The organism is Ferruginibacter sp. SUN106, assembly GCF_050611765.1.
GTDB lineage: Bacteria > Bacteroidota > Bacteroidia > Chitinophagales > Chitinophagaceae > Ferruginibacter.
In genome coordinates this window covers 1021467-1041913 of the sequence record NZ_JBODJC010000003.1, presented here as the reverse complement: position 1 = coordinate 1041913, position 20447 = coordinate 1021467, and the positions used below count along the sequence as shown (strand labels likewise).

Below are 20447 nucleotides of genomic sequence, written 5' to 3'. Positions count from 1 at the left end.
ACCGTATAGTTCTTCAGTAGCATCATGTAGATGAGCAGATGCAGTATTGATTTTATTCCATAAAAAAAGAATTTGAACCAGGATAAATGCAGGTACGATGCTTTTAATTATTGTACAAAATGCCAGCATACACCCGCCATATCAATAATGTTTACTTCTTTACCATAAGGCTGTTGAGTAATGGCACCTAGCTTAATACCAAATTTTTCAGGTAATTGTTTTTCTATTACCGAGTTTCTGAATGCAGCTACATCGTCAACCTTTACCGTCAGCATAAGGTTTTCTGCAAATGTTTTATCATTGTACTCCTGCAAAATGAATTTGCATTCGCCACTTTCAAAACCGGCATAACCTCCACCATCCCAGGTGATATTAAAACCCAGTGCTGCAAAAAATTGTTTGGCACTTTCAAAATTACTGCCTGAAGGAATAAAAGGAGCAAGGGATAAAAATTGCATACCGCTGGTTTTAAATGAATGATTATGTTAGAGAATTACAAACTTACTATTTTACTTTTATCCGCCATGGTTCGTGTCTCACGGACCATCCGCAATAAGGTTCAGTCGTGGCCCGTGAGACACGAACCACGGTGAAGGGTATAATATTTTACTTAATACTCCTCATCACAACCAATCGGAGAACCAGGAGGCACTGCTTCATGTAATGTGGGTTTTGCTTTTTCAGGCGCTTTTATTCTTTCCAATGTCAACAGCAAATAACCTTTGTAATTATTATCTGTTGTGGTTTTTAATTGTGCCGTGGCGTATTTTTTTATATCGTCAATAGCGCTCAGCATTTGCGATTTAGTGGCAAAGGAGGCATCGTCATTTACCGATACAGCAAGCAGATAAGTCAATAATAATTGTTCATTCTGTTTTTGTATTAATCCTTCCAAACCTTTTACTCTTGCAGCTTTCCATGTTTTCGCCATTAATTCTGTGATCATTTCATCAATACCCAATCCATTATTTTCAACCTGGAATTGTGCCATCCTGTTTAAACGGCTGGTGTTGAATAAAAATGATAAGGGCATATCTGCCGCTGCTTCTGCTGCAGCCAAAGGATCGAAAGCCAGTCCTGTTCTCCGGTTAAACAATTCCCTGGTATAACCATAACCTGCAGGGCGTGGCGGAATTAATTTGATGATACTTTCAGGCAGGGCCAATATTTTAGGATCCATGCAATCGATAACGGCATGCAATGCATTTAACTGATCGTTTTTTGTAAGCGATTCTGTGATCACCTGTCCATCACCACGAATAGCGTATGAGTAATACATGCCACCCACTTCTTTGGTAACTGCTTCTACCTGGTAACGGTGAAAAAGATAAATGGGTACCAGCACATCTTCCAGCATGGCCATTGGCGTTCCTTTGCGGATATTATTTTCGCCAAATTGCGACAAGGCCTTAGCTCTTACTTTCAAAACATTTTTCAATTCAGTAACCGGGTCTTTACCGTTATCCCAAAGATGTGCATTGGGGTGTAAGCCGCCCGGGTCACGGGCATCACGGTCAGAAATAAACGTAAGGCCTTTTTTTGCAGCATCAGATAAAATTTTATTGAGCTCATTTGCTTCATTGTTGCCTTTAGCAAAATCCTGGTAGCCAAAAGCAATGCTCACTTTATCCCAATCGCCAATCTGGTTGGTGTAGGCGTTGCTCAGATCAATATCACCGCTATTGTTTAATGTTACTAACGGTGGCGGATAATCCATAACACTGGCCCTGTTTTGTGCGCTGGAAATATAATTGTGCATCAGGCCGAGTGTATGGCCTACTTCATGTGCGGCCAATTGCTTTAAACGTTGCAATGCCATCTGCAGCATTTTATTGTCTGCCGGCAATTCGCCATTTTCAAATGGCGCCAGTAAACCTTGTGCGATCATATAATCCTGGCGCACCCTTAAAGAACCTAATGTTACGTTGCCTTTTATAATCTCTCCTGTTCGTGGATCCACCACCGCATTGCCAAAACTCCATCCCCTGGTAGAACGGTGCACCCAGTTGATCATGTTATAACGAAGGTCCATCGGGTCTGCGGTATCAGGTAAAATCTTTACCTGGAAGGCGTTGATATAACCGGCGGCTTCAAAAGCCTGGTTCCACCATTGAGCACCTTCCAGTAAAGCACTGCGTATAGGTTCGGGAGTACCATTATCTAAATAATACACAATAGGATTTACGGCTTCACTTTTTGCTGCTGCAGGATCTTTCTTTTGCAAACGATGCCTGATGATATAGTTTTTCTGGATGGGTTCAGTAACCGGTGTGCTGTAATCAAAATAGGATGTGGGTATAAACGGTGAACGGGCATCGTATAACCTGCGCTGGTAGTTGCTATCGGGTAATTGCACAAAAGAGTGATGCATACGCAATGTAATGGCCTCCGGTGCAGGTGTAACAGAAGCCACATAGTTACCTGGCCTGCCATCTTTATTTACAAAAGTAACTGTAGTTTCGAATTCAGTATTTAAAGGGAAGTTTTTTGTACGTGCTAGATACATGGCGCTACGGGTAGCATCAATAGCATAAGCCCCTTGTTTACTGTTCTGTAAAACATTGCTCACCTGCAAGGCATCACGTAATAAAAAATCGGTGGCATCTACCAATACGGTGTCGCCTTTTTCTGCTGCTACAGTAAAGCCCCAGATAGTAGATTGTGCAAATGATTGTGCCACGGCTCTTTTTTCAGCCGCATCGCCACTAACAGCACGATAGGCATAATTGGGTTCTGTCAGTAAAATTTTATTGCCCACACGGTTGAACTTTACAATGTAGGTGTTGCCCATTATTCCTCTGTCCAGCCCAACATCATTGGAGCCCAAACCAGCAGGCAGAGCTGTTTGGTATAAAATCTCAGTGTCAAATTTATTTAGTTGCAGCCACACTTTACCGGTGCTGTCATCCCAGTAAAAATCAACAAAACCCTTGTAGAGTTTCATGCGTTTTGTTTTTTCTGCAATGGGGTTGGCTGTTTGCGCAAATGAAGCCACAACTGTTGCAGTAAGAAAAGCAATTACCAAAAACATCTTTTTTTTCATCGCAATTAATTTTGACCTATTTAATAAATTACTGGAACGATATTGCCGATTCTATCCATGGGGTGGGGTTTCTTGCAGTTGTAAAAATTTACCAGCACCAAAACTAGTGTAGTAAATAAGAGCCAGGCCACTAAGTGGATTGTTTTTGGCAAAACTGGTCATGCTGAAAGCCTTTGTGGCATTGGCTAAAATGGAGAAACTTATTTTTGGACTTGAACACCAATCTATTTTTGCCTGTAACAAATGTTCCCCGGCTGTTATCTCAAAATCTTTTGTTTCTGCATTTTTAATAGTGCCGAGTAAAGTGCCATCTAAAAATATTTTAATGTTACGCATGCGGTTAGTGGATTCGTCGCTCCTGGTAATTTTTAAGACAGGCATAGTGTGTCGGTTAGTTGTTTTACAAACTTACTATTTTACTTTTGTTTTAATAGCAGCCAAAATTCTGCAATACAGCTATGCTAACTATAGTGCAGCGCAGAAGAGTATCAATCCACTTTTACTAATATCCTTTTACCAATCTCAAAGGTTGGATCACCGATAATCAAAGTGTCGCCTTTTATTTTAAACTGGCGTTTCTGGCAGGTATTAATATACCAGGGAATATTGCCGCCTACAGGGTAATGCGTTACGGTAGAATTTTTATAATCTATTGTATACGTACCAAAATAGTTTGCGCCATTAGTGAACAATAGTTCATAGATGGTAAAGCATCTTTTTTTTGCTGAATCAGCACTGAAATGTAATGGCTTTTGGGAGGAAACATTTAAATTAACAATACCGCTTTTTGTATAGGTAAAATACCCGAGCGGATGTTCGCCATAAGGTTGTACCCATGTATTGGTGGCCGGGTCAAAATCAGAAAAACTGATCAGCTGCCAGGTACCTGCTAACTTATTTTTTTGTGCGTAAGAATGTTGAAAAAAGGAACAGGTGCAAATTAATAGTAGCGCCAGTTGAATGTCAATCCTGGAAATCTGCGTTTTATGTACTTCACATCCGGGTTGCTGTTTGTTTTGTAACGAGGCTTTAAATAGGCCCATTTTTTTGAATAAAGTTCAAATGACTGAGCAATATTTAAAACCCGTTTCTTGCGGATCTGGAAAAAGACGGGTATTATTTTAAAGATACCAGGTATTTTTCCAGCAGTTCTTTTTCTTTAAGTACAGCTTGTTTATCGGCCTGGTTTAAATATTGTAATTTATCAGGAAAATTAAAATATACCCAGTTATAAAATTTACGGAACCTTTCATCAAATGTGGCTCTCAGCTTTGCTGTGCCGGGTAAAGTATCAATGGTAATGCTTTTTAGTTTGGTTTTATCAAAGGAATATGTGTATTTAAATTTCATTTTATCTCCGTAAAAATAATCATTGAAAATGTCGGAATCATATTCTATACTTTTTATCTGTTGCCCGGCTTCTTCTACCGAAACTACATTCCATTTAGTATTAAATGCCTTATTCCAGTTCATCATATATTTCAGGTACTCTATTTTATTACTGCTCACCTTGCCATCCTGTACCAGGCTGAAATCTTCTGTTAACAGTAGATCCATTTTTTCAAAATCCGATTGTTCAAATACACGATGGAAGTCATCGAAAATTTGCCTGTTGGTTTGAAAGGAGGGTAGTGAAAAGGAAAGGAGTAAAAATGTAATCAGGTATTTCATGTATCAAAAATAAGTGGTTGATAATTTTAAGGCTACAGGTTGTTTTTTATTTCGTCAATACTTTTGCCAAACATTTTTATTACCCAGTCAGCAATGTCAGCCTGTGATTTTATGGGCATTCCTTTCCATATACCCTTAGGGTACTCATTCGTGTGTTCAAAGTATTGTAACCACAGGTTTTCTTTTTCAAAATTTTTACCTTTAATGGCATCAAGTCTTTCAATAAACCAGTTTCGGCTGGATTTTTCATTACTTGTACTGGCTGTTTTTAAAAGTTCAAGCACATTTGTTTCAATTCTTCCCGGCGAACTTAAATACTTATCCAGTTGAAGGTTATAATTTTTAGTGGAAGTAGTATTGTCTATCAGCAATTTCGGAATATGACTGATGATATGTTGCTTACAATGATCTGTCAGAAAATATTCGTATTCAAAAAACAGTTCTTCTTTATATTTTGCAAATTCAGCTTTAGCCATTCGCTCTTTGGTAATAATCACCAATTCAGGATCTATATTAAGGTTTTGGTAGGCTAATAATTTATGGTGGCCATCTAAAATAAACATAGGGCTGTCAACAGTATTCATCCAGGTAGAGCCATCGGCATACGTACCACGCTCATTAAAATAAGCCTGAAATACAACAGCTTTTGGCCTTCCTCCATAAAAGATACTCTCTTCATATTCTTTTACTCTCTTTTTATTGATAGCAGAATGCAATTGTGTAAACATTAAATTTTCTCCACCGGGATTGTAATAGCCGTAGGTAAATTGTTTTGAATTGCCTGCCGTGCCATATTCGTAATGCAATTCATAGTCTGTTCTTTTATCCCTGCTTATCACAATAGTATATTCACCTGAATTGAATAATTTTAAAAATTCAGCCATTGTATCAAGTATTGCAGTGTCATCGCCTTTTATCAAAACCTCGTTAAATTTTTTGGTGACTGGTTCAAAATCGGTGGTAAGTGAATAGTATTTACCTGCCGAGCCTGCGCAATCGTACCAATCGGCAGCAACAGGCTTTTGTATTTTTAAACAGGTAACAAATCCATCGCTAAGTATGTCAATAATGTCTTGCCCGTTTTCAATATTCACTGTCATTGTATAATTCTACTTTCGTTAATTGCCCTTATATTAATTGGAGCATAAAATCTTTTGTCACCTTGCGCCTGTGTTAACATACGAAAAAGTAAAAGGTACTTTTACAGTTTTACCAAATGAGTTCAGTAAAACAAGCGCTCCTTTTTTTATTACTGTTCCTTTTTTCTTGTCATTGCACATAATTAATATACTGCCATCAGGCGCAGGTATAAATATTTCTTTCCCAAAATCGTTTATCAATTGACATTCTTTAATAGTGTGCTCCATTTTCCCTTTGATCTTAACCATACCCACGAATGTCTTTTTACGATATTGGAAATCTTCAATAACTGTTTTAACAGGCGATACAGTAACAGTGTATTTGCTTGTTATCAGTTTTTCTTCCTTTGCAATAGCTGCTTTGGAATAAGCTTTAAAACTGTTGAGAAAACCTTGCAACAGTTCATAATCTGCACTCAGGTTGTTTTTATTGGTGGATAAGAGTTTTATTTCTGTATAATCATCGGCCGAAAAATGATAACAACTGATAACTGTTGCATACTGTTTATTTATTTTGTCGTAACCAACAAAGCCAATACAGGAAAATCCATTGATATTTTTTACCTGCTTGTCATAGCTGACAATAGCAAAGGAATCATTTTCTGTGGCCTTTATTTCTTCAAGGCCAAGAAGCATAATACTATCCTGTGTTTTCTTAGGTGGAAATGGAATCGGGTGGTTGGCGTTGATACTTATCCTTACCCTGTTAATGGTGTCAACCTTATATTCAAAGTCATATGACTCTGTTTCGTAAGTAGCGTTTGAATAACGATTGGTGATTTGGAAATTATTACTGTCGTAAGAAACGGAGATATTCGGTTCTATAAATTTATATAAAGCAGGTTGCTGTGCAAAAAGATTTGCTGATAACAAAATGAGTGTTATTGAAAGCAATACTGCAGGAACGGAATGAATATTTTTTGTCATTTTGTAGTTTTCACTTTTAGTGTTAGCTATTTTTATTCCGGTCGGGATAGTGGGTTGAAATTTTAGCAAAGTTAATGAGCGTTGGCGTAATAATAACCTCTTCAACTAAGACCAGCAATAAAAATAAAACCGCCTTCAGAACATAGCTGCAATGGGCTTCGGGCATCTGTTGGCAGGCATGCACAGGCAGGTGGCTTATCAACAGATGCCCGAAGCCTCACTTATTCCTGTCTTTACTTTTCCAGCTCGCTTGTAAATGCCAATGTTAACTCCGGTTGATGTAACACTGCTCTCTGTTAATGTAAATGCTGCTTTATTGTAAGGTATTGTTTGGGTCAAATTCCACAATCCATTCAATACCGTATTTATCTCTGAAACAACCAAAATAGGAACCCCATGGACTATCCCCAATTGGCCCTTCTATTTGTCCTCCCACCGAAAGCCCATTAAATAGTTTGTCCGCTTCTTCTTTACTTTCTGTACTAATTACAATTTTACTTCTGTTCTCATTTTCGTTCGTTTTTCCCATAATTTCCGGAACATCATTTGCCATCAACATATTACTTTTACCGATAGGTAAAGCAATATGCATAATTTTATTTTCTTCTTTTTCTGCAACCGGGAATTCAGCGCTTGCAATATCTTTGAAACGAATGATCTTTGCAAACTCTCCGCCAAATACGGATTTGTAAAAGGTAAATGCTTCTTCGGCATTTCCGTTAAAGTTGATGTGTGGATTGATAAGTGCCATAGTTTTATTTTTTAGATGATTAAAATTTTTATTTTTTATTCTAATTCTTCGCAATGGTAGTTGTGCTGCGTTAATAAACTGGTTATTTTTAAAACGATATTTTCTTCGCTGTCAATACGCAAAATTTTATCAATGTCTTCCAGGTCAAAATTCCATTTTGCGTTTGGAAGCATGTTGTCAATATGTAGCCTGAGCTGCTGCATTTGCATTTTAGTTTTAACAGATGTTTTGAAAACGAAGATCATTTTTTCGATAAAGTTGCCAATAGATTTTCCAGGTTGCTCAACGACATTTTCATTCCTTGTGTAAAGCCATCCAGTATCCTTTCTAATCTTTCAAGAGATTCATTATAAATAGAAATGTTCACTTTGGTAGTCCCGTTTTGTTCGCTGAAAGTATGATCCCATTCAGAACCATGCAATTCAGGGTTTTCGTCCTTGTCTGCAAAGGCATTTTTCATTTTAAAATTCGTCTTCGGGGTAATGGAAGTATATTCTTGTAATGCCCAGCGCTCATTACCATCGGGACTTATCATGGCATAAAACCTTTTACCACCCACTTTAAAATCCTGGTATTTTGTTTTGGCGATCATGGGCTTTGGCGCAATCCATTGGTCTATCAATTCTGCCTTGGTAAAAGCATCCCATACCAATGAAAGTTCAGCATCAAATTCCCTGGTTATAAACACTGTTTTTGTTGATTTGTCAACAGTAAAATCAAATAGCAAATTGTTTGTCATTTTTTTTGTTTTTTTAGTGTTGCTAATACATGGTCAAGTTGATTGAACCTTGTTTCCCAGATTTTTCTGAATTGGTCAATCCATTTATCGATCTCTTTCATTTTCTCAATTTCAAGTGAATAATAAATTTCCCTGCCTTGTTGCTCCTGTTTCACCAACCTGCATTCTGTTAATATCCTAAGGTGTTTAGAAACAGATTGACGGGTAGTGTTGAAGTTGTCGGCAATGGCGTTCGGTGTCATTGCCTGTAATGCAATTAAGGTAATTATTGCCCGCCTTGTGGGGTCTGCTATTGCCTGGAAAATGTCTCGTCTCATGTTGTTTTAATTTTTACTTGCGCAGCTAATCGGTTGCAAATATATGCGCAACTATTCGGTTTCGCAAATTTTTTCAGAAAATATTTTGCCAACGGTTATTTTGTACTGCAAAAAAATATGGGCATAAGGGGAGTACATAAAAACAGCGGTGAGTGGGCGGTCGTCTTTAAAAGAAAATTATATTTTTATTGTATACTGTTGAAGCAATTGTTACTACGACGCCTCAAACCCATACCGGATGGCCGCTTCAAGTATATCAATGTTTATATCTTTCAGCGTTTTAAACTTAATGCAATACCCGGTCACACTCGCCTTGCCGATTTTTTTTCCATATGCCTGGGCTAAGTATTTTTTATCTTCAATACCAAGGATATATACCGAGATGCCGGTTGTATTTGCACTGATACCAATCTGATAAAACTCCCTGTTTTTTCCATCTGCATATTCAATGGTGTGAGAGCCATATCCTATATTAGGATTAGTTACAGTTTTATTTTCACTGTTTTTGCCATCCAGGAACCATAATTTACACGCAGGCTTTATTTTCGTTATTATATGGTGCAACGCCTGCATGTCGATACGTTTTTGCTCAGGCTGGCTGGCAATATACTTTTTGATTTGTTCTTGTATATTCATATAAAATTTATTTGTACTTGCATGATCGGTTTTCAGCAACCTCTTTAATTTACTTCGTTAGCTTCTTGCATTAATTAAAAGTCTGCACCCTTCCTAAAGTCATTCCACAACGTACAGGTATGTGGCTATCACTCCATTTTAATAATTACGGTTTTAGGTTTTAACTGCTTCACTTTGTTGTTAGGATAAAGCACAAAAATATTACTCATTATAATTTTGTCGCCTGTTTTAAGTTTTTGCAATCTGTCCTGGAATTCTTTTGTTCCGTATGCTGATTTTATGCTGAATTTTTCTTTGCTTTTTCCTGAGATTATTTGGTAGTCATAGCTTAACAATTCATAGCTCAGGTTTTCGTCCTTGTGCAGTTCGTCTAAATAATAACCCACAGTTGGTATTGCATCATCGTAATATGAGTAGAATATGGTGTCTTTAATTGAACTTCCGAAATATATACTTGGTTCAGGCAATTCAATTACTTCAAAAAGCTGATTGAGTAAAACATCTTGCTCGTCCCTGGCATTAATAGCATAAACATTTAACCATCTGCTTGTCCAGCCACTTTTGGGCTTAACAATAAAGTAATTGTCTTGTTTCCAGACATCTGCGTCTTCAACTGACAAATAAACACTGTCTTTATTTTGCGTACTAATTAATATTTTATTTTCGTAATCCTCATAAATATAGTTACGTTCTAAATTAACCAACATACCACTGCCAGGAATTTCAAAATCTTTTTGCTTACTGTATGTTTTCCATTCAATAAGGAGTTTATGTAAAGCCGACTTTTTAGCAAATTCAATTTGTTCAGATTTATTTAATGGCTTGGAAGTGCCTTTAACACCTGCGGCTAATGTTGCATAATCTTTAATGGCTATTAAAAATTCGCTAAGCCTGTAGCTTTCAAGTTTGCCGTAATTACTTTGGTATTTTATGGTGTCTCTAAAAATAGGAAGTTCAAATTCGTCACCACCGCCATAGCCCAAAAGTTCATAATCGTCGATCACATAATTACTTTTTCTGAAAAAGACCATTTCCTTTTGACCAACTTTGTATTTGTCAAATCTTTTGCCACAAGGCCAGTCTTCAAATTTTGAAATAGGTAAAGTGTCAGAATCAAGACGGTTCAAAACGTACTCGTCAACTTTTAAATAAAAATAGTTTTTGTCAATTTTTACAATTGTTCCAACTGCACCATAATCGGCATTACAAACTAACTCAGGTAACTTCATGTAGCCATAGTCTGCCCTGGCAGAGCTAAAGATAATGGTTGCTAATAAAGTGAAAAAGGTTTTCATTGATTGAGTGTCGTTTGCTGTGATACTTTACATCCGGGCTTTCTGCTGCGCCGATATGCTGTATTCCATCACTGGTAACAAAAGCCTGATAAAATTACTGCTGTTGAAGTTATATTCTTTTGCTGAGATTTATTCATTCAACCCGGGCCGAAACTGGTACTGGTTATGTGTACTATGTTATCGCATTTTTATCAACAGCCAAATGTCCTGCTGCGGAAAATATACCATAACGCCATCCTCAAAAAAATCCGTCGGTGCAAAACATCATTTTATCCTCAGGATGCAACAGGATGCAACCGGTGTTATATAAGCTAAATTGTGGGTGCAAAACGATTGTCCTGCATGAACTTATCTATTCTTACAAAATTTTTTGTTGCTGCTGTATTGTGTGTGAATAGCGGCATTGATGTGCTGGCGAAGCCGCCTCATTTACCGGTTTTGGAGCAGGGTGGAAGTACTTCTTTTGCAAAACTTCAGGATACATTAAAAATTGCCGAAGCATTTTCTGATAATATGGTGTTGCAAAGGGAAAAACCGGTAACCATCTGGGGCAGGGCAGCAGCAGGGCAAACTATAATGGTTCAGTTTGCAGGTCAGCAAAAAACAACGGTGGCAGATGTTGCCGGTAAATGGGAGGTGGTATTAGCGCCCTTGCAGGCTTCTTCAACACCACAAAATTTAACAGTACAAAGTACCAGCACGCTTACACTCAAAAATATTTTAGTTGGCGATGTGTGGCTCTGCAGCGGGCAAAGCAATATGGAATATCCCCTCGACAGGAAATTAAAAAAATATACCGCTCCTAAAAAAGGTATTGACGAAGCCGAACAGGAATTGACAACACCAAAGCCCGATGGGATAAGGTATTTGTATGTGGAGAAGAACCTGAATAAAATTCCGGTGTTACCTACCAAAGGCTGGACGGATGGCAATGATACCCTGGTAAGATATATTTCTGCTATCGGCTACTTTTTTGCCAAAGACATTTACGAAAAAACAAAAGTACCCATTGGCATCATCTCTTCCAGTTGGGGTGGTACAAGAATAGAACAATGGCAACCCGACTGGAGTTATGCCCAATCAGAAATATTTAAAGATTCAGCCATCACACCCAATTTTAAAATTGATGGTATGCACCCCGGACAAATGTACAGGGGATTGATAGAGCCCTTGATTCCGTTTACTATTAAAGGTGTATTGTGGTACCAGGGCGAAAGCAATGCGATGGTGGAAGACCAGAAAACTTATCCTGCAAAATTTGAATTGTTTGTAAATACCTGGCGCAAATTATTTAAAGATAACGACCTGCCTTTTTATTATGTACAGGTTGCGCCGCATTTATACACATCAAGAAAAGATGCTAAAAAACACAGTGCAACATTATTGCCTGAGTTTTGGGAAGCACAAACAAAATGTTTAAGCATAAAGAATACCGGTATGGTGGTTACCACAGACCTGGTAGACGAGTTAAGCAATATCCATCCATCTTACAAATGGACGGTTGGCAGAAGGTTGGCCTTATGGGCTTTGGAAAAAGATTATCATATTGAACAGAAAGAAATTTCGGGGCCTGTGTATGCCGGTATGAGAAAAAACAGGGAAAGCATTTTTATCAGCTTCAGTCATCATGGAACAAAACTGATGAGCAATAATGGCAGCGATACATTAAGCTGTTTTGAAATTGCGGGCAGGGATGGGAAGTTTGTTCCTGCAAAAGCCACTACAGATGGTGATATTGTAATTGTGTATGCAGATGGATTGAAGAAACCAAAGTACGTTCGCTTTGCATGGAACGAAACGGCGCAGCCGAATTTAGTGAACAGCGAAGGATTACCGGCTGTGCCATTTAGAACGGATCGGTTTGACGAAGAATATTTTCTTAGTAAATGATAACGATAAAACAGGAAGTTGGTAATAGAGGATTTGCTGCTACGCAGTAAATGGTTTAGCCACAGATTGCCCGGATTACACAAATTAAATGCATTCTTATCTGTGAAATTTGTGCAATCTGTGGCAACAAAAAACTACGCAGTAGTTTCAAAAAAAATGTATGAAAAGAAAATCACTTGTAGTAATCATTGCAGTTTTTTGTTGCCTTTCTGCTGTTGCACAAAGGCAAATGGAATATTTAAACCGTGGTGTGGTGGCAGTGCCCGATGGCAAGGGCAATATTTTTATCAGCTGGAGATTACTGGTAACCGATGACGACAATGTTGGATTTAATGTGTACCGCACTGCAACTAATGAGAAACTTACCCGGCTGAATAAAAAACCAGTTGATGCATTTACGCATTATACGGATGAAAAAACGGACAGCACTAAATCTTACACTTATTTTGTAACACCGGTGGTGAAAGGAAAAGAATTGGTGGCTTCAGAAAAATTTACGGTACCTGCATTGGCAAAACCCTATTTATCTATTCCCTTGCGTACACCAGAGGGCTATTCAGCCAACGACGCTTCAGTGGGAGACCTTGACGGTGATGGTGAATATGAAATTATCATTCACTTAACAGGACGGGCACACGATAATTCACAGGCCGGGCCAACTGATCCGCCAATATTCCAGGCGTATAAATTGAATGGTACTTTTTTATGGCAGATTAATTTAGGAAAAAATATCAGGGAAGGTGCTCACTACACACAATTTATGGTGTACGATTTAGATGGTGATGGCAAAGCAGAGATTGCGATGAAGACAGCTGATGGCAGTATCGATGGCAAAGGCAATGTAATTGGTGATTCTACCAAAGACTGGCGCAACGACAGAGGCTATATTTTATCCGGCCCTGAATATTTAACGGTATTCAACGGATTAACAGGTGAGATCATTAACACAACTGATTATACACCACCACGTCATGCAAAATTAAATCCTACCACTGATGAGTTGAAAGCAGTATGGGGCGACGGCTATGGTAATCGTATGGATCGCTTTTTAGCCTGCGTGGCATATTTAGATGGCGTGCACCCGAGTTTGGTAATGTGTCGAGGGTATTATACCCGTACCATTTTAGCTGCATGGGATCTTGCAGATGGTAAATTAAAAAAGCGTTGGGTGTTTGACAGCAATGATGAAGGCAATAAAAAATTTGCAGGGCAGGGCAATCACAACTTAACTGTTGCTGATGTAGATGGTGACGGCAAAGACGAAATTGTATACGGCCAAATGACAATTGATGACAATGGTAAAGGGCTATACAGTACTGGTATCGGGCATGCGGATGCGTTACATGTGAGTGATCTCGATCCTTCACGCCCGGGCCTGGAAGTATTTAGTATACAGGAACGTTTTGATGATGCCGGCGCCAACTTTCGTGATGCCAGAACCGGCGAAGTGATCTGGAAAAAAGCTTCGGTAAAAGCTGGTGGTGATGGAGAAGGTCCGGGCAGGGCATTGGCATTGGATGTAGACCCACGTTATCCCGGTTTTGAATGTTGGGTGGCGGGTGCCGGTATCACTGGTATGTTTGATAACAAGGGTAATACCATTTCAGAAAAAACACCAGCTTGCAATATGGGTATTTTCTGGGATGGGGATGCGCTGAGCGAAGTATTGAATGGCGTGAACATCAGCAAGTGGATCTACGACAGCAGCAAAACACAAACTTTATTTGATGGTAGAAATTTTGATTGTGTAAGTAATAACGGCACCAAATCAAATCCATGTTTATCAGCAGATTTGTTTGGTGACTGGAGAGAGGAATTGATCTGCAGAACAAGAGACAGTAAAGAGTTACGCATTTTTACAACCACAATTCCTACGGAGAAAAAATTTTATACACTGATGCAGGATCCTCAATACCGGTTGAGTATTGTGTGGCAGAACGTGGCGTATAACCAACCGCCGCATACCAGTTTCTTTATGGGACAGGATATGCCGCAACCACCAAAGCCGAACATTGTAATTATAAAAAAGAAATGAATTCAATAAAAAAATCTAAATGTTCTATATGCCTTAAATGCCTGAATGGGAAGTTATTAAACCATAGAGGCGTAGAGGGCATTTAAGAAATACAAATACAATTAAGAAAATGATACAAAGTAGAAAAAATATTCATCGGATTTGTTTGGCTATTGCAAGTTGTTTTTTATTGCTGGTAGCTAATGCCCAGCCATCAAGAAAAATAATTTCTTTTGATAGCGACTGGAAATTTATTCGTGAAGATGTAAAAGGCGCAGAGCAAACTGATTTTAATGATGCCGCATGGCGTTCATTAAATGTGCCGCACGACTGGAGTATTGAAGGCCCTTACGACAGGAACAATCCTACAGGAAGAGGCGGAGGTTATTTGCCGGGTGGTATAGGCTGGTACCGCAAAACATTTATGGTAAATGAAACTGATGCCAAACAATTGGCTTTTATAGAGTTTGATGGTGTGATGGCCAACAGTGATGTATGGATCAATGGATTTCATTTAGGTAAACGTCCCAATGGTTATGCAAGTTTTGAATATGAACTAACAGGTCATTTGAATTTCGATGGAAAGAAAAATGTAATTGCAGTAAGAGCCGATAATACTATTCAGCCGGCATCACGCTATTATACCGGCGCAGGTATTTACAGGCATGTGCGTATGAGTGTAACCAATCCTGTACATGTAATGCACTGGGAAAATTTTGCTACTGCAGATAATATAAGTGTTGCAAAAGCAATTATAGCTGTGCAGACAAAAATTATTAATCAGACTGCCGCAAAACAAAATATACTGGTGCAAATAAATATTGTAGCACCAGATGGAAAAGTTGTTGGCAAAGCAGAAACAAAACTGGGGCTTGAGCGTAATGCAATCCCGGTATTGACGCAGCATATTACTGTAGACAAACCTGCATTATGGGATGTGGAGCACCCGCAGTTATATACTGCTGTTACCAAAATTATCATTGATAAAAAAGTAGTGGACGAAGTCACTACGTCATTCGGCATACGGGATATAAAATTTGATGCCAGTACCGGTTTTTTGCTCAATGGGAAACAAGTAAAAATAAAAGGTGTTTGCCTTCATCATGATGCAGGTGCATTGGGAGCAGCTGTTCCATTACAAGCCTGGGTAAGGCGTTTACAGGCTTTAAAAGACCTTGGAGTAAACGGTATCCGTACAAGTCATAATGCAGTGGCACCAGAGTTTTTAGACCTTTGTGATAAAATGGGCTTTTTAGTAATGGATGAAACCTTTGATACCTGGAACGCAGCGAAGAGCCATGCAGAAAAAGGTTATAATTTATATTTTACTGATTGGTGGGAAGCAGATACAAGAGATATTGTACTGCGTGACCGCAATCATCCTGCTGTTGTTATTTACAGTGTTGGCAATGAAGTGCACGATAATTTAAATGACTCTGCAGGATTCAGGAAATATAAAATGCAACAGGACCTCGTACACTCATTAGATCCTACAAGGCCGGTTACGATGGCATTATTTCGTCCGGCTTTATCCAAAGTATATGAAAATGGTTTTGCAAAAACAATGGATATAGTGGGACAGAATTACAGGGAGAATGAGTTGGTAGCAGCACATGATAAAAACCCGGATTGGAAAGTGATTGGTACAGAGAACAGGCTTGAGCAAGCAGCGTGGATTCCGTTAAGAGATAAGAATTATATGTCTGGACAGTTTTTATGGACAGGCATAGATTATTTAGGCGAATCCGATTGGCCTGAAGTAGCACATGGTTCAGGCCTGCTGGACAAAACCGGTGGTGCAAGAGATTTGGCTTATCAAAGAAAAAGCTGGTGGAGCAATGATCCGGTGTTGTATGTAATGCGCAAGGAAGCTAACGCAGGTGCAGGTGCCTGGGTAAGCGATTGGAGCCCTACCGATATTGATACTTACGATGAAGCAAAAATACAGGTGTTCAGCAATTGCGATGAAGTGGAATTGTTTTTAAACGGCACATCTGTTGGCGTACAACCGAGGCCGTCAGATAATGCATCGCCAAGAAACTGGTCGATCACTTTTCATAAAGGCACATTAAAAGCGGTAGCAAAAAATGGGGGCAAAGTAGTGGCAGAACAGGAACTCACCACCACAGGTAATCCAGCAAAAATTGTATTGACTACAGAAAGAAATACTATTGCTGATAATTGGGATGATGTTGTGTATGTTACCGCAACAGTAACAGATGAAAATGGATTACCTTGTATTAACGCCATCAATAAAATAAAATTCACCGCTGCAGGCGCCGGCGTAATTGCGGCGGTAGATAATGCAGACCTTGCCAGTTCAGAAAATTATCTCAGCAAGGAAAGATGGGCATTTAAAGGGAAATGTATTGCCATCATTAAAGCCAATGCTGATTTGGGAGTGATAAAAATAACGGCAACTTCAGAAGAATTAAAGAGTGCTGAAGTAACCATCAATGTTAAAAATTAAGTAATGAAGTTTTTAGATAAAATAAGTATAGCTGTTTTTTTATTGTTTGCTTTTGGGAGTTGTATGGCACAAAGGCAAATGGAATATTTAAGCCGTGGTGTGCATGTACAAAGAATAGATAGCGGAAAAGTATTTGTAAGCTGGCGCTTGTTAGCAGATGATCCGGCAGATATTGGTTTTAATGTATACCTGATCAATGCTGATTTAAGCAAGGGGGAAGATATTTTGAAATCAATAAAACTAAATGAAACTCCAATAACTAAATCCACCAACATAATTGCTATTAATAGTTATTACCCCGGAGAAACAAATTCTTACGCAGTGTTTCCGGTAATCAAAGGAAAGGAGCAAAAAACATTTTCTTCTGCTGTACTTAGGTCTGACGCAAATCCATATTTATCAATTCCCTTAAAAACTCCTCCTGGCTATACGCCCAATGATGTAAGTGTTGGTGACGTAGATGGCGATGGTGAGTATGAAATTATTGTGCATCAAACCGGGAGAGGGAGAGATAATTCGCAAGGCGGCATTACTGATCCTCCCATCTTTCAATGTTATAAAATGGACGGCAGTTTTTTATGGGAAATTAATTTAGGAAAAAATATAAGGGAAGGAGCACACTACACACAGTTTATGGTGTACGATTTAGATGGTGATGGTAAAGCGGAGATAGCTATGAAAACTGCTGATGGCACTATTGATGGCAAAGGCAAAGTGATTGGAGATAGTACAAAAGATTACCGTTACAATAAAGGGGATAAACAAATGGATGGCCGCATACTGGATGGCCCTGAATACTTTACCATTTTTGACGGATTGACCGGTGCAGCTTTAGCAACAACAGATTATTTGGTGGCAAGAGGTGATATTGGTGCATGGGGTGGAAGAGGTGGTAATGGTGGCAATGATAAATATGGTAACCGTGTTGATCGTTTTCTTGCCTGCGTTGCATACCTCGATGGTGTGCATCCAAGCGTAGTAATGTGCCGTGGATATTATGGCAGAACAGTTTTGGCAGCATGGGACTGGCGTAATAAAAAATTAAGTTCACGCTGGGTATTTGATTCTAAAGATGCTGCCAATCCTTATTCAGGAATGGGTAACCATAATTTATTTGTAGCAGATGTGGATGGTGATGGTAAAGATGAAATTGTGTATGGTAGTATGTGTGTGGATGATAATGGCAAAGGCTTATACACAACAGGCTTGCGCCACGGCGATGCGGTGCATGTAACAGATATGGATCCATCACGCCCGGGCATGGAGGTTTTTGGCATTCATGAAATAGAAGATGGTACTAAAGGCCCCGGCACAGTAATGTATGATGCGGCTACCGGAAAAATTTTATGGAGCGGCGACCAGGATAAAGATGTAGGTCGTGGCATGAGTGCGGATATTGATCCACGTTACCCGGGCTATGAGTGCTGGGGTGGAAGCGAAGGATTAAAATCTGCCAAAGGCGAAAGCATTGGTGTTAGTCCACGTAGTGTAAATTTCAGGATATGGTGGGATGGCGATCTGCTAAGTGAATTATTAGATGGTACACATATTGATAAATGGGATTATCAGAATGGTAAGCTGGATAATTTATTTGATGCAAAGAATTTTAATTGTTTATCCAACAATGGTAGTAAGGCCACACCGGCATTAAGCGCCGACCTGTTTGGCGACTGGCGTGAAGAAGTAATTTTTAGAACAGCAGACAGTAAAGAGTTGCGTATCTTCTCCACAACAATTCCTACAGATCATCGCTTGTACACGTTGATGCAAAATCCGCAATACAGGTTGAGCATTGCATGGCAGAATGTTGGATACAACCAGCCACCGTATGTAGATTATTTTTTAGGAGATGGTATGCAACCACCGCCAAAACAAAATATTGTCATTATTAAAAAGTGACTATAACGCCGTAAGCGGTTAGATAAATTGCAACTAATTTATAAGGTATAAAAGTAAAGTATGATAAAATCATTTTTTAAAACAAGAACAATATTGCTGTTAACTGCCCTTGCTGTATTAAGCTCCTTTCTTTTACTGCAAAAAGAAAAACCAACCTTGTACATCATTGGTGATTCCACAGTAAGAAACACCAATCGTCCGCAATGTGGCTGGGGCGAAAAGATCGCTGACTTTTTTGATACCACACAGCTCAGCATTTCTAACCAGGCAATGGCAGGAAGAAGTACAAGAACATTTATCAAAGAAAAACGCTGGGATAAAGTGATGAGCACTATAAAAAAAGGCGATTACCTTATTATGCAATTCGGACATAACGAAGGTAGTAAACCTGATACCGGCAGGGCAGGTTACCGCGGCGTATTAAAAGGAACAGGTGAAGAAACCGTTGAATTGATATGGCCTGACAGTACCAAAGAAATAGTGCATACTTATGGCTGGTACATCCGTAAATTTATTACTGATGCAAAATCAAAAGGAGCTATTCCGGCAGTAGCATCAATGATCCCGAGAAATGATTGGAAAGACGGAAAAGTAAAGCGTGCCGATAATGATTATGGCAAATGGGCCAGGGAAGTAGCGGCAAGTGAAGGGGTAGCTTTTATTGACCTGAATGCGATCACTGCAGATAAATATGATGCTATGGGGCCAGACAAGGTAAAAGAACTTTTTCCCGGCGACCATACACATACCAACGAAGCCGGGGCTACTATCAATGCCGCATCTGTTACTGAAGGTATTCGTTTATTAAAATCACTTGAGCTAAATAATTATTTACTGCAAAAAAATTAAACTCATGTTCACCAATAAAAAAATTAATTTCCTTTTAGTAATTGTAATTATTTTATTGTCTTCTTTTATTGTTTTAAAAAGGGCAGATAAAAAACCAACTTTATTTTTTGTTGGCGATAGTACTGTTAAAAATGGCAAAGGCGATGGCAGCGGCAATATGTGGGGCTGGGGCGATTTGATGGCACCTTTGTTTGATACTACAAAAATAAAATTAGAGAACGATGCATTAGGTGGCACCAGCAGCCGTACTTTTTTTACCAAAGGGTTATGGGATAAAGTAGTGGCAAAAATTCAGAAAGGCGATTATGTAATTATGCAGTTCGGTCATAATGATAGCAGTCCGCTGGATGATACTGCAAGGGCAAGAGGCACAATAAAAGGAGTAGGAGATTCTGCAAGGGAAATTTATAACCCCATTACCAAACAGCAGGAAGTAGTGCATACCTACGGTTGGTACCTGGCAAAATTTGTGACTGATGCCAAAGCAAAGGGAGCTATTGTTTTTATTTGTTCGCCTATTCCCCGCAATGATTGGAAAGACGGTAAGGTGGTTCGGTATAACGGTACTGGTTATGGTTTATGGGCAAAGCAAACCGCAGCATCAACAGGTGCTTTTTTTATTGACCTGAATTCGATCACTGCAGATACTTACGATGCGATGGGTGAGGAAGCTGTGAAGCCATTATTCCCTAATGAACATACGCATACTTCAAGAGAAGGTGCTGCCATTAATGCAGCCTCAATTGTAAAAGGGATTAAGGAATTACCGAAATGTGAGTTGGTGAAGTATTTAAAGTAAATAAGGTT

The 20447-nt window shown here is 39.0% G+C and carries 19 protein-coding genes; 6 read left to right on the top strand and 13 right to left on the bottom strand.

Translation table 11 applies throughout. The features are described 5' to 3' along the window. Positions 1-107: 107 nt before the first annotated feature. The 13 genes from ACQ334_RS15890 to ACQ334_RS15830 all read right to left on the bottom strand — a co-directional run bounded on the left by ACQ334_RS15890 (position 108) and on the right by ACQ334_RS15830 (position 10518). Positions 108-458, bottom strand: coding sequence for a hypothetical protein (locus ACQ334_RS15890; protein ID WP_430989230.1), 351 nt, complete (start codon positions 456-458; stop codon positions 108-110). A gap of 152 nt (positions 459-610) precedes the next feature. Continuing rightward, positions 611-3043 (bottom strand): zinc-dependent metalloprotease, encoded by a 2433-nt coding sequence (locus ACQ334_RS15885; RefSeq protein WP_430989229.1) that lies wholly within the window; start codon positions 3041-3043, stop codon positions 611-613. Positions 3044-3094: 51 nt separating this feature from the next. Then, positions 3095-3424 (bottom strand): hypothetical protein, encoded by a 330-nt coding sequence (locus ACQ334_RS15880; protein WP_430989228.1) that lies wholly within the window; start codon positions 3422-3424, stop codon positions 3095-3097. A 107-nt stretch (positions 3425-3531) separates the two neighbouring features. Next, the gene (locus tag ACQ334_RS15875; RefSeq protein ID WP_430989227.1) at positions 3532-4086 is read right to left on the bottom strand and encodes a lipocalin-like domain-containing protein; all 555 of its coding nucleotides are present in this window, start codon (positions 4084-4086) and stop codon (positions 3532-3534) included. A gap of 73 nt (positions 4087-4159) precedes the next feature. After that, on the bottom strand, positions 4160-4714 hold the full coding sequence (locus tag ACQ334_RS15870; RefSeq protein WP_430989226.1) for a hypothetical protein: 555 nt from the start codon (positions 4712-4714) through the stop codon (positions 4160-4162). 32 nt (positions 4715-4746) lie between these two features. Next, positions 4747-5814 carry a hypothetical protein gene (locus ACQ334_RS15865; protein WP_430989225.1) on the bottom strand — a complete coding sequence of 356 codons (1068 nt, stop codon included), beginning with the start codon at positions 5812-5814 and terminating at the stop codon, positions 4747-4749. Positions 5815-5871: 57 nt separating this feature from the next. Beyond that, the gene (locus ACQ334_RS15860) at positions 5872-6780 is read right to left on the bottom strand and encodes a hypothetical protein (RefSeq protein ID WP_430989224.1); all 909 of its coding nucleotides are present in this window, start codon (positions 6778-6780) and stop codon (positions 5872-5874) included. Positions 6781-7093: 313 nt separating this feature from the next. Continuing rightward, positions 7094-7531 (bottom strand): VOC family protein, encoded by a 438-nt coding sequence (locus tag ACQ334_RS15855; protein ID WP_430989223.1) that lies wholly within the window; start codon positions 7529-7531, stop codon positions 7094-7096. A 35-nt stretch (positions 7532-7566) separates the two neighbouring features. Then, on the bottom strand, positions 7567-7704 hold the full coding sequence (locus ACQ334_RS15850) for a hypothetical protein (RefSeq protein WP_430989222.1): 138 nt from the start codon (positions 7702-7704) through the stop codon (positions 7567-7569). Positions 7705-7772: 68 nt separating this feature from the next. After that, positions 7773-8270, bottom strand: coding sequence for an SRPBCC family protein (locus ACQ334_RS15845; RefSeq protein ID WP_430989221.1), 498 nt, complete (start codon positions 8268-8270; stop codon positions 7773-7775). Next, positions 8267-8587, bottom strand: a complete 321-nt coding sequence (locus ACQ334_RS15840) for an ArsR/SmtB family transcription factor (RefSeq protein WP_430989220.1) — start codon at positions 8585-8587, stop codon at positions 8267-8269. Before ACQ334_RS15840 ends, ACQ334_RS15845 begins: the two co-directional genes overlap by 4 nt. Before the next feature lie 213 nt (positions 8588-8800). Beyond that, a complete protein-coding gene (locus ACQ334_RS15835; protein WP_430989219.1) occupies positions 8801-9223 on the bottom strand; it encodes a DUF1801 domain-containing protein in 423 nt (140 codons plus the stop codon). Between the two features lie 128 nt (positions 9224-9351). After that, positions 9352-10518, bottom strand: a complete 1167-nt coding sequence (locus tag ACQ334_RS15830) for a hypothetical protein (RefSeq protein ID WP_430989218.1) — start codon at positions 10516-10518, stop codon at positions 9352-9354. 342 nt (positions 10519-10860) lie between these two features. On the opposite strand from ACQ334_RS15830, the gene ACQ334_RS15825 reads away from it, so the two are divergent. The 6 genes from ACQ334_RS15825 to ACQ334_RS15800 all read left to right on the top strand — a co-directional run bounded on the left by ACQ334_RS15825 (position 10861) and on the right by ACQ334_RS15800 (position 20439). Continuing rightward, positions 10861-12408: a sialate O-acetylesterase gene (locus tag ACQ334_RS15825; protein WP_430989217.1), complete on the top strand. Its 1548-nt coding sequence runs from the start codon at positions 10861-10863 to the stop codon at positions 12406-12408. 160 nt (positions 12409-12568) lie between these two features. Further along, positions 12569-14443, top strand: coding sequence for a rhamnogalacturonan lyase (locus tag ACQ334_RS15820; protein ID WP_430989216.1), 1875 nt, complete (start codon positions 12569-12571; stop codon positions 14441-14443). 109 nt (positions 14444-14552) lie between these two features. Continuing rightward, positions 14553-16892, top strand: coding sequence for a glycoside hydrolase family 2 protein (locus ACQ334_RS15815; protein WP_430989215.1), 2340 nt, complete (start codon positions 14553-14555; stop codon positions 16890-16892). A 3-nt stretch (positions 16893-16895) separates the two neighbouring features. Next, positions 16896-18791: a rhamnogalacturonan lyase gene (locus ACQ334_RS15810; RefSeq protein WP_430989214.1), complete on the top strand. Its 1896-nt coding sequence runs from the start codon at positions 16896-16898 to the stop codon at positions 18789-18791. A gap of 60 nt (positions 18792-18851) precedes the next feature. Next, complete coding sequence (locus ACQ334_RS15805; protein ID WP_430989213.1) at positions 18852-19640, top strand: rhamnogalacturonan acetylesterase; 789 nt, start codon at positions 18852-18854, stop codon at positions 19638-19640. Positions 19641-19644: 4 nt separating this feature from the next. Then, entirely contained in the window at positions 19645-20439 is a 795-nt protein-coding gene (locus ACQ334_RS15800) for a rhamnogalacturonan acetylesterase (RefSeq protein WP_430989212.1), read from the top strand. The last annotated feature ends 8 nt before the right edge of the window (positions 20440-20447 follow it).

Bases quoted from the DNA above. Each gene is read 5' to 3' on its own strand.
- ACQ334_RS15890 (WP_430989230.1), bottom strand. From the start codon at position 458: ATGCAATTTTTATCCCTTGCTCCTTTTATTCCTTCAGGCAGTAATTTT.
- ACQ334_RS15885 (WP_430989229.1), bottom strand. From the start codon at position 3,043: ATGAAAAAAAAGATGTTTTTGGTAATTGCTTTTCTTACTGCAACAGTT.
- ACQ334_RS15880 (WP_430989228.1), bottom strand. From the start codon at position 3,424: ATGCCTGTCTTAAAAATTACCAGGAGCGACGAATCCACTAACCGCATG.
- ACQ334_RS15875 (WP_430989227.1), bottom strand. From the start codon at position 4,086: ATGGGCCTATTTAAAGCCTCGTTACAAAACAAACAGCAACCCGGATGT.
- ACQ334_RS15870 (WP_430989226.1), bottom strand. From the start codon at position 4,714: ATGAAATACCTGATTACATTTTTACTCCTTTCCTTTTCACTACCCTCC.
- ACQ334_RS15865 (WP_430989225.1), bottom strand. From the start codon at position 5,814: ATGACAGTGAATATTGAAAACGGGCAAGACATTATTGACATACTTAGC.
- ACQ334_RS15860 (WP_430989224.1), bottom strand. From the start codon at position 6,780: ATGACAAAAAATATTCATTCCGTTCCTGCAGTATTGCTTTCAATAACA.
- ACQ334_RS15855 (WP_430989223.1), bottom strand. From the start codon at position 7,531: ATGGCACTTATCAATCCACACATCAACTTTAACGGAAATGCCGAAGAA.
- ACQ334_RS15850 (WP_430989222.1), bottom strand. From the start codon at position 7,704: ATGCTTCCAAACGCAAAATGGAATTTTGACCTGGAAGACATTGATAAA.
- ACQ334_RS15845 (WP_430989221.1), bottom strand. From the start codon at position 8,270: ATGACAAACAATTTGCTATTTGATTTTACTGTTGACAAATCAACAAAA.
- ACQ334_RS15840 (WP_430989220.1), bottom strand. From the start codon at position 8,587: ATGAGACGAGACATTTTCCAGGCAATAGCAGACCCCACAAGGCGGGCA.
- ACQ334_RS15835 (WP_430989219.1), bottom strand. From the start codon at position 9,223: ATGAATATACAAGAACAAATCAAAAAGTATATTGCCAGCCAGCCTGAG.
- ACQ334_RS15830 (WP_430989218.1), bottom strand. From the start codon at position 10,518: ATGAAAACCTTTTTCACTTTATTAGCAACCATTATCTTTAGCTCTGCC.
- ACQ334_RS15825 (WP_430989217.1), top strand. From the start codon at position 10,861: ATGAACTTATCTATTCTTACAAAATTTTTTGTTGCTGCTGTATTGTGT.
- ACQ334_RS15820 (WP_430989216.1), top strand. From the start codon at position 12,569: ATGAAAAGAAAATCACTTGTAGTAATCATTGCAGTTTTTTGTTGCCTT.
- ACQ334_RS15815 (WP_430989215.1), top strand. From the start codon at position 14,553: ATGATACAAAGTAGAAAAAATATTCATCGGATTTGTTTGGCTATTGCA.
- ACQ334_RS15810 (WP_430989214.1), top strand. From the start codon at position 16,896: ATGAAGTTTTTAGATAAAATAAGTATAGCTGTTTTTTTATTGTTTGCT.
- ACQ334_RS15805 (WP_430989213.1), top strand. From the start codon at position 18,852: ATGATAAAATCATTTTTTAAAACAAGAACAATATTGCTGTTAACTGCC.
- ACQ334_RS15800 (WP_430989212.1), top strand. From the start codon at position 19,645: ATGTTCACCAATAAAAAAATTAATTTCCTTTTAGTAATTGTAATTATT.